At 68.8% G+C, this 14418-nt stretch carries 12 protein-coding genes; 6 read left to right on the forward strand and 6 right to left on the reverse strand.

What is annotated here, in order from left to right; all coding sequences use genetic code 11:
• Window positions 1-51: 51 nt before the first annotated feature.
• A complete protein-coding gene (locus ACF8LI_RS20255) occupies window positions 52-879 on the reverse strand; it encodes an undecaprenyl-diphosphate phosphatase (RefSeq protein WP_392412737.1) in 828 nt (275 codons plus the stop codon).
• A gap of 193 nt (window positions 880-1072) precedes the next feature.
• Between ACF8LI_RS20255 and ACF8LI_RS20260 the strand changes: the two genes are divergently transcribed.
• Complete coding sequence (locus ACF8LI_RS20260) at window positions 1073-1351, forward strand: PsiF family protein (protein ID WP_016454694.1); 279 nt, start codon at window positions 1073-1075, stop codon at window positions 1349-1351.
• 349 nt (window positions 1352-1700) lie between these two features.
• Here ACF8LI_RS20260 and ACF8LI_RS20265 read toward each other — a convergent pair whose 3' ends face one another.
• Together ACF8LI_RS20265 and ACF8LI_RS20270 are read right to left on the reverse strand one after the other, a co-directional pair.
• Window positions 1701-2930 (reverse strand): PepSY-associated TM helix domain-containing protein, encoded by a 1230-nt coding sequence (locus ACF8LI_RS20265; protein WP_392412739.1) that lies wholly within the window; start codon window positions 2928-2930, stop codon window positions 1701-1703.
• 18 nt (window positions 2931-2948) lie between these two features.
• A complete protein-coding gene (locus ACF8LI_RS20270; protein ID WP_013803595.1) occupies window positions 2949-5114 on the reverse strand; it encodes a TonB-dependent siderophore receptor in 2166 nt (721 codons plus the stop codon).
• A gap of 322 nt (window positions 5115-5436) precedes the next feature.
• On the opposite strand from ACF8LI_RS20270, the gene ACF8LI_RS20275 reads away from it, so the two are divergent.
• From ACF8LI_RS20275 to ACF8LI_RS20290, 4 genes are all read left to right on the forward strand, one after another.
• On the forward strand, window positions 5437-5847 hold the full coding sequence (locus tag ACF8LI_RS20275; protein ID WP_034391329.1) for a DUF2306 domain-containing protein: 411 nt from the start codon (window positions 5437-5439) through the stop codon (window positions 5845-5847).
• Between the two features lie 33 nt (window positions 5848-5880).
• Window positions 5881-6207 carry a 2TM domain-containing protein gene (locus tag ACF8LI_RS20280; RefSeq protein WP_199135264.1) on the forward strand — a complete coding sequence of 109 codons (327 nt, stop codon included), beginning with the start codon at window positions 5881-5883 and terminating at the stop codon, window positions 6205-6207.
• A 29-nt stretch (window positions 6208-6236) separates the two neighbouring features.
• Window positions 6237-7325 carry a sensor histidine kinase gene (locus tag ACF8LI_RS20285; protein WP_373807395.1) on the forward strand — a complete coding sequence of 363 codons (1089 nt, stop codon included), beginning with the start codon at window positions 6237-6239 and terminating at the stop codon, window positions 7323-7325.
• 140 nt (window positions 7326-7465) lie between these two features.
• Complete coding sequence (locus tag ACF8LI_RS20290) at window positions 7466-8278, forward strand: LytR/AlgR family response regulator transcription factor (RefSeq protein ID WP_392412742.1); 813 nt, start codon at window positions 7466-7468, stop codon at window positions 8276-8278.
• Window positions 8279-8314: 36 nt separating this feature from the next.
• Here the strand turns inward: ACF8LI_RS20290 and ACF8LI_RS20295 are convergent, their stop codons facing one another.
• Window positions 8315-9088: an ATP-binding cassette domain-containing protein gene (locus ACF8LI_RS20295; protein WP_392412744.1), complete on the reverse strand. Its 774-nt coding sequence runs from the start codon at window positions 9086-9088 to the stop codon at window positions 8315-8317.
• A gap of 13 nt (window positions 9089-9101) precedes the next feature.
• Between ACF8LI_RS20295 and ACF8LI_RS20300 the strand changes: the two genes are divergently transcribed.
• Window positions 9102-9467, forward strand: coding sequence for a hypothetical protein (locus ACF8LI_RS20300; RefSeq protein ID WP_392412745.1), 366 nt, complete (start codon window positions 9102-9104; stop codon window positions 9465-9467).
• A gap of 3 nt (window positions 9468-9470) precedes the next feature.
• Here ACF8LI_RS20300 and ACF8LI_RS20305 read toward each other — a convergent pair whose 3' ends face one another.
• Both ACF8LI_RS20305 and ACF8LI_RS20310 read right to left on the reverse strand, forming a co-directional pair.
• On the reverse strand, window positions 9471-10970 hold the full coding sequence (locus ACF8LI_RS20305; protein WP_043781200.1) for an efflux transporter outer membrane subunit: 1500 nt from the start codon (window positions 10968-10970) through the stop codon (window positions 9471-9473).
• Window positions 10971-10993: 23 nt separating this feature from the next.
• Window positions 10994-14155, reverse strand: coding sequence for a multidrug efflux RND transporter permease subunit (locus ACF8LI_RS20310; RefSeq protein ID WP_392412746.1), 3162 nt, complete (start codon window positions 14153-14155; stop codon window positions 10994-10996).
• Between the last annotated feature and the right edge of the window lie 263 nt (window positions 14156-14418).

The following is a 14418-nucleotide window of genomic DNA, read 5'->3' on the forward strand; positions in this document are numbered from 1 at the left end:
GACAAAAAAAGCCACCCTTGGGGTGGCTTTTTGCATGGGCGGCGCAGGCTGTCAGGCCTCGCTCCAGGACACGACCCCGGTGAAGGCCGTCACCAGCACGATGATGCCGAAGGCGATGCGGTACCAGGCAAACGGTACGAAGCTGTTGGTGGAGATGTAGCGCAGCAGCCAGCGCACGCACAGCCAGGCGCTGATGAAGGAGAACACCAGGCCCACGGCGAACATGGGGATGTCGGCCACCGACAGCAGAGCGCGCTCCTTGTAGAGGCTGTAGACGCCGGCGCCGATCAGCGTGGGAATGGCCAGGAAGAACGAAAAGTCGGTGGCCGCCTTGCGCGACAGGCCCATCAGCATGCCGCCGATGATGGTGGCGCCGCTGCGGCTGGTGCCGGGAATCATGGCCAGGCATTGCACCAGGCCGACCTTGAGGGCATCGAGCGGTGTCATCTCGTCCACGGTCTGCACGCGCATGGCCGAGGCGGGCCGACGTTCGGCCCACAGGATGACGAAGCCGCCCAGGATGAAGGTGGTGGCCACCACGGTGGGCGTGAACAGGTGCGCCTTGATGAACTTGCCGAAGATCAGCGCCAGCACCACGGCCGGCAGAAAGCCGATGATGACGTTCAGCGTGAGCCGCTGCGCCTGGCCGCTGGTGGGCAGGTCGACCACGGTGGAGCGGATCTTCTGCCAGTACACCAGCACCACGGCGAAGATGGCGCCGGTCTGGATGGCGATGTCGAAGACCTTGGCCTTGGCATCGTCGAAGCCCAGCAGCGAACCGGCCAGGATGAGGTGGCCGGTGGAGGAGATGGGAAGGAACTCCGTCAGCCCTTCCACGATGCCCATGATGGCGGCCTTGACCAGCAAAAGAATGTCCACGGCAAGCGTCCTGTCGCAATGCAAAAGTGCGCCATTATCTGCGCTGGCCATGGCCTGACGATGGACGCCTGCCGGCCCGCCGGCGGCAATCGCAAACTTTTACAACGGCCGGCGCGCGACGTTGCTGTGCGCCCGGCGCTGTGCTGCAATGTGGGGGCGCTGGATTTCGGCGCGCCTTCAAAACCATTCCATCATGAAAAAAATCGTTGTTCTGGCAGTTGTCTCCCTGGCCTGCAGCATCGGCATGGCCGCCGGAGACAAGGCCCCCACGGCCCAGCAAAAGCTGATGGGCACCTGCAACACCGAAGCCGCCGGCAAGAAGGGCGACGAGCGCAAGGAGTTCATGAAGTCCTGCCTGTCCGACGGCAAGAAGCGCCAGCAGGAACGCATGAAGACCTGCAATGCCGACGCCACCGGCAAGAAGGGCGACGAGCGCAAGGCGTTCATGAGTGAATGCTTGAAGAAGGACTGAAGCTCCCCCTGAGCGGCTGACGCCGCTTCCCCCTCTCTACCCGCTTCGCGGGGGAGGGGGACGACGCCCTCGCCGCGAGGCGGCTCTTGCTCGGCGTCTCTGGTGTCGGGCCGCGCCAGATTTGGAGGCTGCGCCCTATTTCTGCAGCAAGCCTTCATTGAAGCCACCGTTTTCGGTGGCTTTGCTGTTTGGGCGGATAGTTTTCTGATTTGGCTATCAATGGAGCTGTGTACTACCGACAGCCGTTCAAACTCGCAGGGCTCAAGCGCGGGCAGCCGAGCAAGGGCCGCCCCGCAGTGAGGGCTGCGTCCCCCTCCGCGAAGCGGGAAGGGGGAAGCGGCGCAGCCGCTCAGGGGGTCATCTTCCTGGCCCTTCGCTTGCGCCACCAGATGATGACGCCGGTGATCGACAGGACGGCGACGAGCACGCCGACGAAGGACATGAGCACGCGGCCGGGGGTGCCGAGGATGCGGCCGCTGTGCAGGGGCAGCTGCAGCTGGACGAAGACGTCGGCGGCCGTGCCGTGCCAGGGGCGGTAGGTGCCCAGGACTTCGCCGTTGTCCGAGCTGACGTAGATGTTGGACAGGCCCATGCCCATGGCGCCGGTTTCGTCGTGCGGGTCGAAGAAGGAGATGTTGTAGAACGGGAAGTCGCCGCCCCACCAGATGCCGCCTGCGGGCTGGGCGAAGCCCAGGCGCTTGGCCTCGCTCTGGGCGATGGCGATGGCCTGGGCGAACGAGACCTTGGGCTCGAGGAGCGTGCCCTGTGGCGCGGGCTTGAGGGTTTCGTAGGGGCCGGGCGTGGTGGTGGAGACGGTGCTCATCACCGGGTAGAAGACTTCGCGGTACAGGTTCAGCGAGAACGAGGTGAAGGCCACGATGACGATGACGGCCCAGACCCACAGGCCGCCCGCGCGGTGCAGATCGAAGTTGAGCTTGTAGGCGCCGCCGCCCCAGCGCACGCGCCATGAGGGCAGCCAGCGCCGCCACCACGATCCCACGGCCGCCGTCAGGCGCGGGGCGCTTTTCCTGAGCTTGACGGGAAAGGTCAGCAGCAGCGCGACAAAGCTGTCGGCCACCCACAGCAGGGCCAGGCTGCCCATGAACCAGTAGCCCCAGCGGTCCGTGCCCCAAAAGCGCGGGGCCAGCAGGCTTTCGTGCAGGTGGCGCAGCCAGGGCATGAGGTTGCGCTGGCTGAGCGCAAAGCTGCGCCCGTTGCGCTGGCCGGTGATGTGGCCGCTGACCGGGTCGACGAAGACCGTGTCATAGCCCAGCGCAGGCGCCTGGCCCGTGGCCGGGTCGGGCCGGGGGCGCACCATGAACATGGCGGCCTCGCCCTCGACCAGGCCCAGGGTCATGTAGCTGATCTCGGCGCGCGGCTCGCTGGCCTGCACGGCGGCGGCCAGCTCCAGCGGGGTCTTCAGCGGGCCGCGTGCCGGGGTCTCCAGCATGTCGGCGTTGAGCCATTCGTCGATTTCATGGTCCCAGGACAGCACGGCCCCGGTGAGGCCGGCCATGGTGAGGAAACCGGCCAGCACCAGGCCAATCCAGCGGTGCACCACCGTCCACAACGCGCGCATGCTTCAGATCGCTCCGGCTCAGAAGTCCACCGATGCGCTCAGCGAGAAGGTGCGCGGCATGGACTGCACCAGGTAGTTGGCGCCCGGGTAGCCGCCCACCGACGACCAGTAGCCCTTGTCGAACAGGTTGTCGATGCGCGCGCGCAGGGTCAGCAGGCGGTTGTTGCCGATGTCCATGAGATAACGCGCGCCGATGTCGGTGCGCGTCCAGGAGGCCACCTTCAGCGTGTTGGCGCCGTTGGCGTACTGGCTGGAGGTGTGCATCACGCGCGCATTGAGGGCCAGGCCCGAGACGCCGGGCACATCCCAGTCCACGCCCAGGTTGAGCAGGCGCTTGGGCACGCCGATGGCGTAGTTGCCGATGGTGGTGGCATCGGCGGCTTCGCGGATCTTGGCCTCGCTGAAGGTCACGCCGCCCAGCACGCGCAGGCCCTTGACGGGTTCGCCGAAGACCGTGGCCTCCAGGCCGCTGTTGCGCTGCTTGCCGTACTGGCCGAAGACCTGGTTGGCCACATAGGCCGAAGGCATGTCCGTGGTGTACAGCGCCACCGTGGCGCCCAGCTGCTGGCCCTGCCACTTGAAGCCGATTTCCTTCTGGCGCGACTTGTAGGGCGCGAACACCTGGCCTCCGTTGGACACGGGCAGGTCGTTGGCCGTCTGCGGCGCCACGGCGCCCTTGGTCAGGCCTTCGATGTAGTTGGCGTAGACCGAGGTGTTCTCGCTGGTCTTGAACACCAGGCCCAGCATGGGCGTGGTGGCCGACTTCTTGTAGTTGTCGGTCTGCGCGCCCGTGTTGTAGTCGTAGCTGCTTTGCTCGATGCTCTGGCGGCGCACGCCCACGGTCAGGCGCAGGCGCTCGTCCAGCATCGTCAGCGTGTCGCCGATGGCAAAGCTGTTGAGTTGGGTTTCGCCCGCACGCGTGGGATCGGCCAGATTGCCGCCGAACAGCGTCATGGCGGGGCGTGCGCTGCTCCAGGGGTTGTAGATGTTGTTGACCACGCCAAAGCCCATGCCCCAGGCATTGCGCTCGGTGGCCGAGTAGGTGCTGGCCGTGGCCACCAGCTCGTGGCCCACGCTGCCCGTGGCCAGGCGCGTGCGTATGCCGACCTCGCCCGTGCCCACGCTGTCCTTGCGCTTGTTGTCGAAGCGCGTGCCCGTGGTGTCGCCGGCCGCATTGCTCACGGTCACGCCGCTCAGGGAGTTGTCTTCCTTGCCGCGGCGCAGGCCGCCTGCGGCCCAGGCCGTGGTGGTGTCGTTGATGTCCCATTCGGCGCGCAGCGTGGCGAACAGGTCGCGCTCGGTGGAGTACGACCAGTTCTGGCCGTAGTTGGTCTTGTTGTCGGGCACGGCCGGGATGAAGCTGCCCGGCGTCACGCTGGGGCGGCCGCCGTTGTAGCTGTTGCGCTGGTAGCCCACATCGCCCGACAGGCGCACGTTGCGGCTGCGCCAGTCCAGGCCCACGCCCAGGGCGGTGAGCGAGCGGTCTTCGCCATCCACGCCCGTGCCGCCGTCGCGGCGCACGGCGTTCAGGCGGATGCCGGTGCTCTGGTCAGGGCCGAAGCGGCGCGAGATGTCGGTGGAGACAAAGGCCTGGCCGCCCGTCTGGATGCCGGCGCCCACGCGCGTCAGCGCATCGTTGCCGGCGCGCTTGGGCAGCAGGCTGATGGTGCCGCCAATGCCGCTGCCGCCCGGTGCTGCGCCATTGAGGAAGGCATTGGCGCCGCGCAGCACCTCCACGCGCTCGAAGAACTCCGAGGCGATGTACTGGCGCGGCAGCAGGCCGTACAGGCCGTTGTAGGCGATGTCGTCCGAGTACACCGGGAAGCCGCGCAGCACATACAGCTCCTGGAAGTTGCCGAAGCCGCGCGCCTGGCGCACGCCCGGGTCGTTGAGCAGCACATCGCCCACGCTCTTGGACTGGGTGTCTTCGATCAGCTGCTGCGTGTAGCTGGTGGTGGAGAACGAGGAGTTCTTCCAGTCCAGCGTGCCCAGCACGCCGTTGCGCGCGCCCGTGGCCACCTGGCCGCCTGCAAAGGGCTTGGACAGGCCCTGGGCCGATGCGTCGGCACTGGCCTCCACCGTCACGGCCTCCAGCACGGGGTCGCCGCCCCGGGTCTGGGCAATCAGGGCCTGCTGGCTGCACAGGCAGAGAACGGCCAGGGAAATCGGGCGGATGGAGGGCATGAGGATGATACTGAGAATGATTTACAGAATCCGTTAGCTTACCAACCACGTTAGGGCGCTGCTATGAATTTTCTCAATCTGTTGCATCGAAGCAATCCTCCAAGTGATTGAATTCAAAGGCTCTTCGCAATAGTTTGTGCGCACTCCCCATAGCCGCAATCTTCCAACGACCACGGAGATCCCTGCAGCTCGCGGCGCCCCGATGCATCTGGCACCCTGCCGGCGCCCGTCCGTCGCATGGCGCTGGCCCGGCCCGCGTCCGGCAGCGACAGTCCTGTCCCATACAGGCCCACCAACCCGGGCCGCACGCCAGGACACCGCCATGCAAATGACACCGCTGATCGCCATCCACATGAGCGCCGCCCTCGGGGCCACGGCCACGGGTGCCATCGCCTTGCTGGCACGCCGCCAGGCCACCGTCCATCCCCGCCTGCACCGCGCGGCCGGCTACGCCTTCGTCACGCTCATGGTCTGCGCGGCGGTGTCCGCCTGCTTCATCCGCGACTACCGTCTGCCCAACTGGGCCGGCTACACGCCCGTCCACCTGCTGGTGCCGCTGACCTTTGCCGGCCTGGGCCGCTCGTTCTGGCACCTGTACCACGGCAACATCGCCGGCCACCGCAAGATCATGCGCAGCGTCTACATCGGCGCCTGCGTCGTGGCGGGCCTGTTCACCCTGCTGCCCGGCCGCTACCTGGGCGACCTGCTGTGGCAGCAGCTGGGCCTGGCCTGACGCCGCTTTCCTTTCCCTGATGGAGAACTTCCCATGCGCACCCTCGATCCCCTTGATCCCCTCGATCCCTCTGCCCGCCACGACGACGATGCCCTGGAGCGCATGGCGCGCCGCCGCGCAGGCGCCAAGATGGGCTGGATGATCCACGCCAGCGTCTATGTGCTGGTCAACCTCGGGCTGGCGGCGCTGTCGCTGTCCCAGGGCAGGCACTGGGCCATCTTCCCGGCCCTGGGCTGGGGCCTGGGGCTGGCCATCCACGGGGCCGTGGTCTGGCTGGCCCTGCCGGGCAACGGCTGGCACGGGCGCATGGTGGAGCGTGAGCGGCAGGCGCTGCAGTCACGCCAGGACCGCGCCCGCTGAACGACGCCATGGGACTACGATTGCTCTCCATGCCCGACCTCGCATCCAACGCCCCATCCCAGCGGGCCGCACAGGGCCACATCGTGGAACGGACCACGCTGCTGCGCCACGGCATCGCAACGACCTCGGCCTGCGCCCTGATTGCCGCCGCATTCAGCCTGAGCAACCATGGCCGCTGGGACGTGAACCTCATCTATTCGCTGTCGATCGGCCTGACCAGCTGGCTCACCATCGAACTGGGCCGCTGGCGCCTGACGCGGGGCCAGGACATTCCCTGGCCCGGCGGCTGGCGCGGCGCCGCGCTGGTGGTGGCCGGCATCGTGACGGGGTTCGTGATCGGGTCGCTGATCGGCACGGCCTACAGGCAGTGGGCCGATCCCGACGCCAGCACGGCCCTGATGCACCGGCTGTGGATACCGCTGGCCGTCACCATCGTCGCCAGCACGGTGATGTCGCTGGCCTTCTTCCTGCTGGGCTACTCGCGCCACCTGCAGATGCAGGCCGAGCAGGCCCGACGCCAGGCGGCCGAGGCCAAACTCACCCTGCTGCAGGCCCAGCTGGAGCCGCACATGCTGTTCAACACCCTGGCCAACCTGCGCGTGCTGGTGGCCAGCGACCCGCAGCGCGCCCAGGCCATGCTGGACCATCTGATCGCCTACCTGCGCGCCACGCTGGGCGGCTCGCGCAGCACCGAGCATGCGCTGGGCGAAGAGTTCGCACGCCTGCGCGACTACCTGGCGCTGATGTCCATCCGCATGGGCCCGCGCCTGCAGTACACGCTGGACCTGCCCGAAGACCTGGCCCAGGTGCCCGTGCCGCCGCTGCTGCTGCAGCCCCTGGTGGAAAACTGCATACGCCACGGACTGGAGCCCAAGCTGGAAGGCGGGCATATCGCCGTGCGCGCGCGCCGCACCGCCGGTGGCCAGCTGGAGCTGACCGTGGCCGACAACGGCATGGGCCTGGACAGCGGAGCGCCCGCCCTGCCCGGCAGCCGCTTCGGCACGGCCCAGCTGCGCGAGCGCCTGGCCAGCCGCTACGGCGACGCCGCGCACTTCGAACTGGCCGCCCTGCCCGAAGGCGGCACTCTGGCCAGAATCACCCTCAAATGCACCCCCTGAGTCGCTTCGCGCCTTCCCCCTCTCGCTTCGCGGGGGGGACGACACCCTCGGTGCGGGGCGGCCCTTCCTCGGTGTCCCTGAGTTGGGCCGCGCCAGTTTCATACGCTGTCGGCAATGCGCAAGTGAAATAGAAGACTGAAATGACCCACTCCCCCCGCGCCCTGATCGCCGAAGACGAACCCCTGCTGGCCGAGGACCTGCGCCAGGCCCTGGCCCGCGCCTGGCCCGAGCTGCAGATTGCCGCCATGGTGGGCGACGGCCTGAGTGCCGCCCGGCAGGCGCTGGCGCTGCAGCCGGACGTACTGTTCTTCGACATCCGCATGCCGGGCCAGAGCGGCCTGGAGGCCGCCGCCGAGCTGGCCGACGCCTGGCCAGAGGCGCAGCCATTTCCCATCCTCGTCTTCGTGACCGCCTATGACCAGTACGCCATGGACGCCTTCGAGGCCCAGGCGGTGGACTACCTGCTCAAGCCCGTGCAGCCCGAGCGGCTGGCGCGCAGCGTGCAGCGCCTGCGCGAGTTGCTGGCCCAGCGCACGGTGGCCCCGGCTGGCGCTGCCCTGGCGCAGGCGCTGGAGCAATTGCGGCACCTGGCCGGTGCCACGGCCCCCGCCGCCACCGCCACCGAGCCGCCGCTGCAGATGATCCAGGCCGGCGTGGGCACGCAGATCCAGATGGTGCCCGTGCACGACGTCGTCTACTTCGAGGCCGCCGACAAGTACGTGCGCGTGCTCACGGCCTCGCATGAATACCTGGTGCGCACGCCGCTCAAGGAGCTGCTGCCCCGGCTGGATGCGGAGGAATTCTGGCAGGTGCACCGCGGCACGGTGGTGCGTGCGGCAGCCATTGCCAATGCCCAGCGCGACGAGGCCGGCCGGCTGTGGCTGCAGCTGCGCGAGCGAGGGGAAAAACTGGCCGTGAGCCGCCTCTACGCGCAGCGGTTCAAGGCGATGTAGGTGGCGATGTAGGTGGCGATGTAGACGCCGGCTCCGTCAGCGCAGCGGCGGCTGATCGAGCAGGTCCAGCACGTCGTCCCAGGCCACGCCCTGCATCTCGTCCCAGTGGGCGACGATCACGCAGCGCGGCCCGTGCCCGGCCACGGGGGCCGATTGCTGGCCGGCACGGTTGAGCCCCGCCAGCGTGCGCTGCACATGGTCGATCGATCCCCGGTCCAGCGCGGCCAGTGGCTCGTCGATCAGCAGCAGCGGCACGCCGCTGGCCCAGCCCGCCGCCATCCACAGCTTGCGCAGGCTGCCCGTGGACAGGGCCAGCAGGGGCTTGTGCAGGTGGGGCTCCAGGCCCAGGCCGTCGGCATGGACCTGCCAGGCCGCCTCGCTCCAGGCCGGGTGCAACTGCCGCTGGTCCTGCACCCATTCCTGCGCGGGCCGGGCGCGCTCGGCATTCGACAGTTCGGCGCGCGGGTCGCGCCAGAACAGCGCGGGGCGCTGCGACGGGTCCGGCTGCTGCGGATACGCCAGGCGCCCGCCCTGCAAGGGCAACTGGCCGGCCAGCATTTGCAGCAGGCTGGTCTTGCCGCAGCCCTCGCCGCCGCGCACCAGGCACAGGCCCACGGGCCAGTCGTGCGAGGCGCCATCCCACAGCAGCAGGCCCGGCTGCCCGAAGCGCAGGGACTGCGCGCTCACCATCGGCGGCGCCATCGATTGCTGTGCGGTGTCCATCTGAATGTCTTTCCGGTTCTGCGATGCGGGCGATTGTGCACGCGGCACAATGCCGGGCTTTCCCTTTTCCAACCACGCACTACGCATGCGGACCGCCACCATGACCCTCGACTATCTGGATTTCGACTACAGCGAAGACGACGAAGGCACGGGCTGCTGGGACGCCATGGCCAGCGTGTCCGCCACGCGCGTGCCGGCGCTGGCGGCCGAGGTGGAGCAATTGCTGGCCTGGGCGCACCGCCGCTTCAAGGGCCGGCGCGGCCCCATCGAGGAAGGCGGCGACTGGGACTACGAGCTGCAGGCCCAGGACGACAGCGCCCAGCCGCTGGCCTGGCGCTTTGACGCAGCCACGGCGCGCCTGCAATCCGTGGCGGCCGGGGATGGCCGCACCACGGTGAACCTGTCCATCAGCGGCAGCGCGGCCTTCGGCGAAGCATTGCGCCAGGCCTTCGAGCTGCAGGACTGAACATCAGCGCGCGACAGCCTGCGGCCCCTGCACGGAGGCCGGTCCCAGCGGCTGCCACCGCCCGGCCACGTTCTTGAGCAAGGTGTTGACGGCGGCCAGCCGCCGGTTGCGCACATCGATCAGGCTGCGCCGCGCCGACAGCACCGTGGTCTGGGCGCTGAGCACATTCAGATAGGCCACCGTGCCCGCGCGGTACTGGTTGTTGACGACATCCAGCGCCTTCTGCGCGGCGGCCACGGCCTCGATCTGCACCTGCTGCTCGCGCGCCAGGGCGGATGCGGTGACCAGGTTGTCCTCCACCTCCTGCAACGCCGTGAGCACGGTCTGGCGGTAGGTGGCGGCGGCCAGGTCCAGCGAGGCACGCGCCGACTCCACGGCCGCCGTGCGCGCGCCGCCGTCGAACAGCGCCAGCGCCAGCGACGGGCCCAGCGACCAGAACAGGTTGGGCGCACTCACCAGGTTGGACAGCGATGCACCCCGGTAGCCGGCCGTGGCCGACAGCGTGAGCGCCGGGAAGAAGGCCGCGCGCGCCACGCCCACCTGGGCGTTGGCGGCGGCCACGCGGCGCTCGGCCGCTGCAATGTCGGGGCGCTGCTCCAGCAGTTGGGACGACAGCATGGCCGGCACCTCGGGCGGCGGCGGCAGCTCGGCGCCGGCCTCCAGGCTGAAGGCGGCAGGCGGCAGGCCCAGCAGCGCGGCCAGGGCGTGCTCCAGCTGGGCGCGGCTGGTCTGCGCCTCGATGAGCTGGGCCTGGGTGCTTTTGTACTGCGCCTCGGCCTGGGCCACATCGGCCGACGAGGCCACGCCCGCGCGGTAGCGGTTGTTGGTGAGCTTGAGGCTTTGCTCGTAGCTCTGCAGTGTTTCCTGCAGCAGCCGCACGCTGGCATCGGCCGCGCGCAGCGAGAAATAGGTCTGCGTGATCGATGCCTGGGCCGACAGGCGCGCGGCGGCCAGGTCGTCGCTGCTGGCCTGGGCGCTGGCCTGGCTGGCGCTGACCGTGCCCGACACGCGGCCCCACAGGTCCAGTTCCCAGCTGGCGTTCAGGCCCAGCGAATAGTTGGTCGAGATGTTGCCGCTACTGCCGCTACTGCCGGTGTTGCCGCCCGTGCCTGATGCACCGGAGGCCCCGCCGCTGCGCGAGCGCGTGGCGCCGGCCGTGCTGCCCAGCGTGGGGAACAGCCCGGCCTGGCTGCTGGCCACGGCCGCCTGCGCGGCACGCAGGCGCGCGGCGGCCTGGGCAATGCTCTGGTTGCCGGTGGCGGCCTGCTGCTGCAGGCGGTTGAGCTGCTCGTCGCCGAACAGCTCCCACCAGTTGTCGGGCACTTGCGCGCGCGACGGGTCCGCGGGCCGCCAGATGCCGGCCTCGGCCGCCTCGGGCGTGGCTTCCTTGAACTGGGCCGGCACCTCGAGTGCGGGGCGCTGGTAGGCGCTCTGCGTGGAGCAGCCGGCCAGCAGCGCGGCGGCCAGCCAGATCGCCGGGGAGTGAAGTGTCTTGAACTGCATCAGCTTGGGCTTTCGGATTCGGTTCACTGGGGTGATGCGGCTGGCACAGGGGTGCCACGGTCCTTGCCCTGCACGCGGCCACGCAGGCCCAAGGCACGCTGGCGCAGCCTGTCCAGCAGCACATAGACCACGGGCGTGGTGTAGAGCGTGAGCAGCTGGCTCAGCATCAGGCCGCCCACGATGGCAATGCCCAGCGGCTGGCGCAGCTCGGCGCCATCGCCCCGGCCCAGGGCCAGCGGCAGCGCGCCGCAGATGGCCGCCAGGCTGGTCATGAGGATGGGGCGCAGCCGCAGCTCGCAGGCACGGTAGATGGCCTGGGCAGCCGTGGCATGGCCGGCGCGCTGCCGCTCCAGCGCGAAGTCGATCATCATGATGGCGTTCTTCTTGACGATGCCGATCAGCAAAATCACCCCGATCAGCGCGATCAGCGAGAACTCCGTCTTGAACAGCATCAGCGCCATCAGCGCGCCCACGCCGGCCGAGGGCAGCGTGGACAGGATGGTCAGCGGATGCACCAGGCTTTCATAGAGCACGCCCAGCACCAGGTAGATGGTGATGATGGCCGCCAGGATCAGCAGCGGCTGCCCCGACAGCGCCTGCTGGAAGGCCCCCGCCGTGCCGCTGAAGCTGCCGCGCACCGACACGGGCACGCCCAGATCGGCCACGGCCGCGCGAATGGCATCACTGGCGTCCGACAGCGCCACGCCCTCGGCCAGGCTGAAGCTGATGGTGCTGGCCGGCGTGCCCCGGTCGTGGTTCACGGCCAGCGGCGTGTTGGTGGTGGTGATGCGCGCAAACGAGGTCAGCGGCACCTGCACGCCCTGGTTGTTCACGAAGAAGAAGCCGCGCAGTGTCTCGGGGCTTTGCAGGTAGCGGGGCGCGGCCTCCATCACCACGCGGTACTGGTTGAGCGGGTTGTAGATCACGCCCACCTGGCGCTGGCCGAAGGCGTTGTTGAGCGTGCCGTCGATCTGCGCCACCGTCAGCCCCAGGCGCGTGGCCGCGTCGCGGTCGATCACCAGCGAGGTCTGCAGGCCGAAGTCGGACACATCGCTGTTCACGTCCGTGAGCTGGGGCAGTTGCGAAAGCACCTGGCGGATGCGCGGCTCCCAGGTGCGCAGGTCCTGGATGTCGTCGGCCTGCAGCGTGTAGTCGTACGAGCCCGAGCTTTGCCGCCCGCCGATGCGGATATCGCTTTGCGTGACCATGAACAGCCTCGCGCCGGGCTCGTTCTTGAGCTTGTCGCGCAGGCGGTTGATCACCTCGTCGGAAGACACCTTGCGCTCGGCCAGCGGCTTGAGCGACATGAACATGTTGGCCGCATTGCGCTGCCCGCCGCCCGTGAAGCCCGTCACGTACTCCACGGCCGGGTCTTCCTGCACGATGGACAGGAAGCGCTTGAGCCGCTGCTCCATGGCCTGGTAGGAGGTGGACTGGTCGGCCCGGATGAAGCCCATCACGCGGCCCGTGTCCTGGCTGGGCATGAAACCCTTGTCGATGGCCATGTACAGGTGCACGTTCAGCGCCACCACGCCGGCCAGCACCAGCAGCACCAGCGGCTGGTGGCGCAGGCACCAGGCCAGGCTTGCGCGGTAGCCGGACATGGCACGCCGCTCGGCCCGGCCCACCCAGGCGCCGAAGCGGTCCCAGGCGCGCTGCAGGCCGTTGCGCGGCCGGCCCGGTTGAGCGACACGCTGCGGGCGCAGCAGCGCCGCGCACATCATGGGCGTGGTGGTCAGCGACACCACCATCGAGATCAGAATGGCCGCCGACATCACCACCGCGAACTCGCGGAAGAACCGCCCCACGATGCCGCCCATGAACAGGATGGGCACGAACACCGCGATCAGCGACAGGCTCATGGACACCACGGTGAACCCGATCTCGCGCGCCCCGTCCAGCGCCGCGCGCAGCGCGGTCTTGCCGCGCTCCATGTGGCGCATCACGTTCTCCAGCACCACGATGGCATCGTCCACCACAAAGCCCGTGGCCACCGTCAGCGCCATCAGCGACAGGTTGTCCAGCGTATAGCCGGCCAGGTACATCACGCCGAACGTGCCCGCCAGCGACACCGGCACGGCCACGGCCGGAATCAGCGTGGCCCGGCCATTGCGCAGGAACAGGAACACCACCAGGATCACCAGCGCCACGGCGATCAACAGCGCCCGCTCCACCTCCACCACCGAGGCACGCAGCGTGGGCGTGCGGTCGGACACGATGGTCAGATCGATGGCCTCGGGAATGGACGCCTTGAGCTGCGGCAGCAAAGAGCGCACGCGCGCCACGGCCTCCAGGATGTTGGCGTCCGGCTGCTTGAAGATCTGCAGCAGGATGGCGGGCTTGCCGTTGGCCACGCCGTAGTTGCGCACGTCCTGCACCGAATCCGTGACATCGGCCACGTCCTGCAGCCGGATCGCATTGCCATTGCTCCAGCGCAGCACCAGCGGCGCATAGTCGGCCGCCACGCGCGCCTGGTCATTGGCGGTCACCTGCCAATAATGGTCCTCGCGCTCCACCGCGCCCAGCGGCCGGTTGGCATTCGTGGCCGAAATGGCGGTACGCACCTGGTCCAGCGACACGCCATTGGCCGCCAGCTTCACCGGGTCCAGCTCCACGCGCACGGCCGGCAGCGCCCCGCCGCTGATGGACGCCTGGCCCACGCCCTCCACCTGCGAGAGCTTCTGCGCCAGCACGGTGGACGCCGCGTCATACATCTGCCCGCGCGTCAGGGCGCTGGACGTCAGCGCCAGGATCATGATCGGCGCATCGGCCGGATTCACCTTGCGATACGTCGGATTGCCCGGCATACCCGAAGGCAGCAGCGTGCGCGCCGCATTGATGGCGGCCTGCACATCGCGCGCCGCGCTGTCCACCGTGCGCGACAGATCGAACTGCAGCGTGATGCGCGTACTGCCCAGGCTGGAGCTGGACGTGATCTCATTGACCCCCGCAATCGCCCCCAGCGCCCGCTCCAGCGGCGTCGCCACCGTGGCCGCCATGGTGTCGGGGCTTGCACCCGGCAGGCTGGCCGACACCGAAATCGTCGGATAGTCCACCTGCGGCAGCGGCGCCACCGGCAGCAGGAAATACGACACCGCCCCCGCCAGCGCCAGGCCGATGGTCATCAGCATGGTGGCAATGGGCCGGAAGATGAACGGCGCCGAGAGATTGGAAAGCTGGCTCATGACCCACCCCCCAAAACCCCAGGCCGAGCGAAGCGATGGCCCGTCCCCCGGCCGTCCCCCCTCTGCCCACGCCTGCGTTGGGCGCGATGCGGGGTGGCAAGCCTGCCGAAGGACAGGCTTGCTTCGTCATCTGACTTGCCGCAGTTGTCTGAGCGGCGCGCGAAGCGCAAAGCGAGTTCTGCGGCACACCCCGCATCGTGCCCAACGCAGGTTGCCCGCAGCGAAGCGAAGGGTCGTGGGCAGTGGGGGCGCATTTCTTTGCC

Origin of the sequence: Delftia sp. WSY_12 (genome assembly GCF_043104645.1) — a bacterium.
In the GTDB taxonomy this organism is placed as follows: Bacteria; Pseudomonadota; Gammaproteobacteria; order Burkholderiales; family Burkholderiaceae_C; genus Comamonas; species Comamonas tsuruhatensis.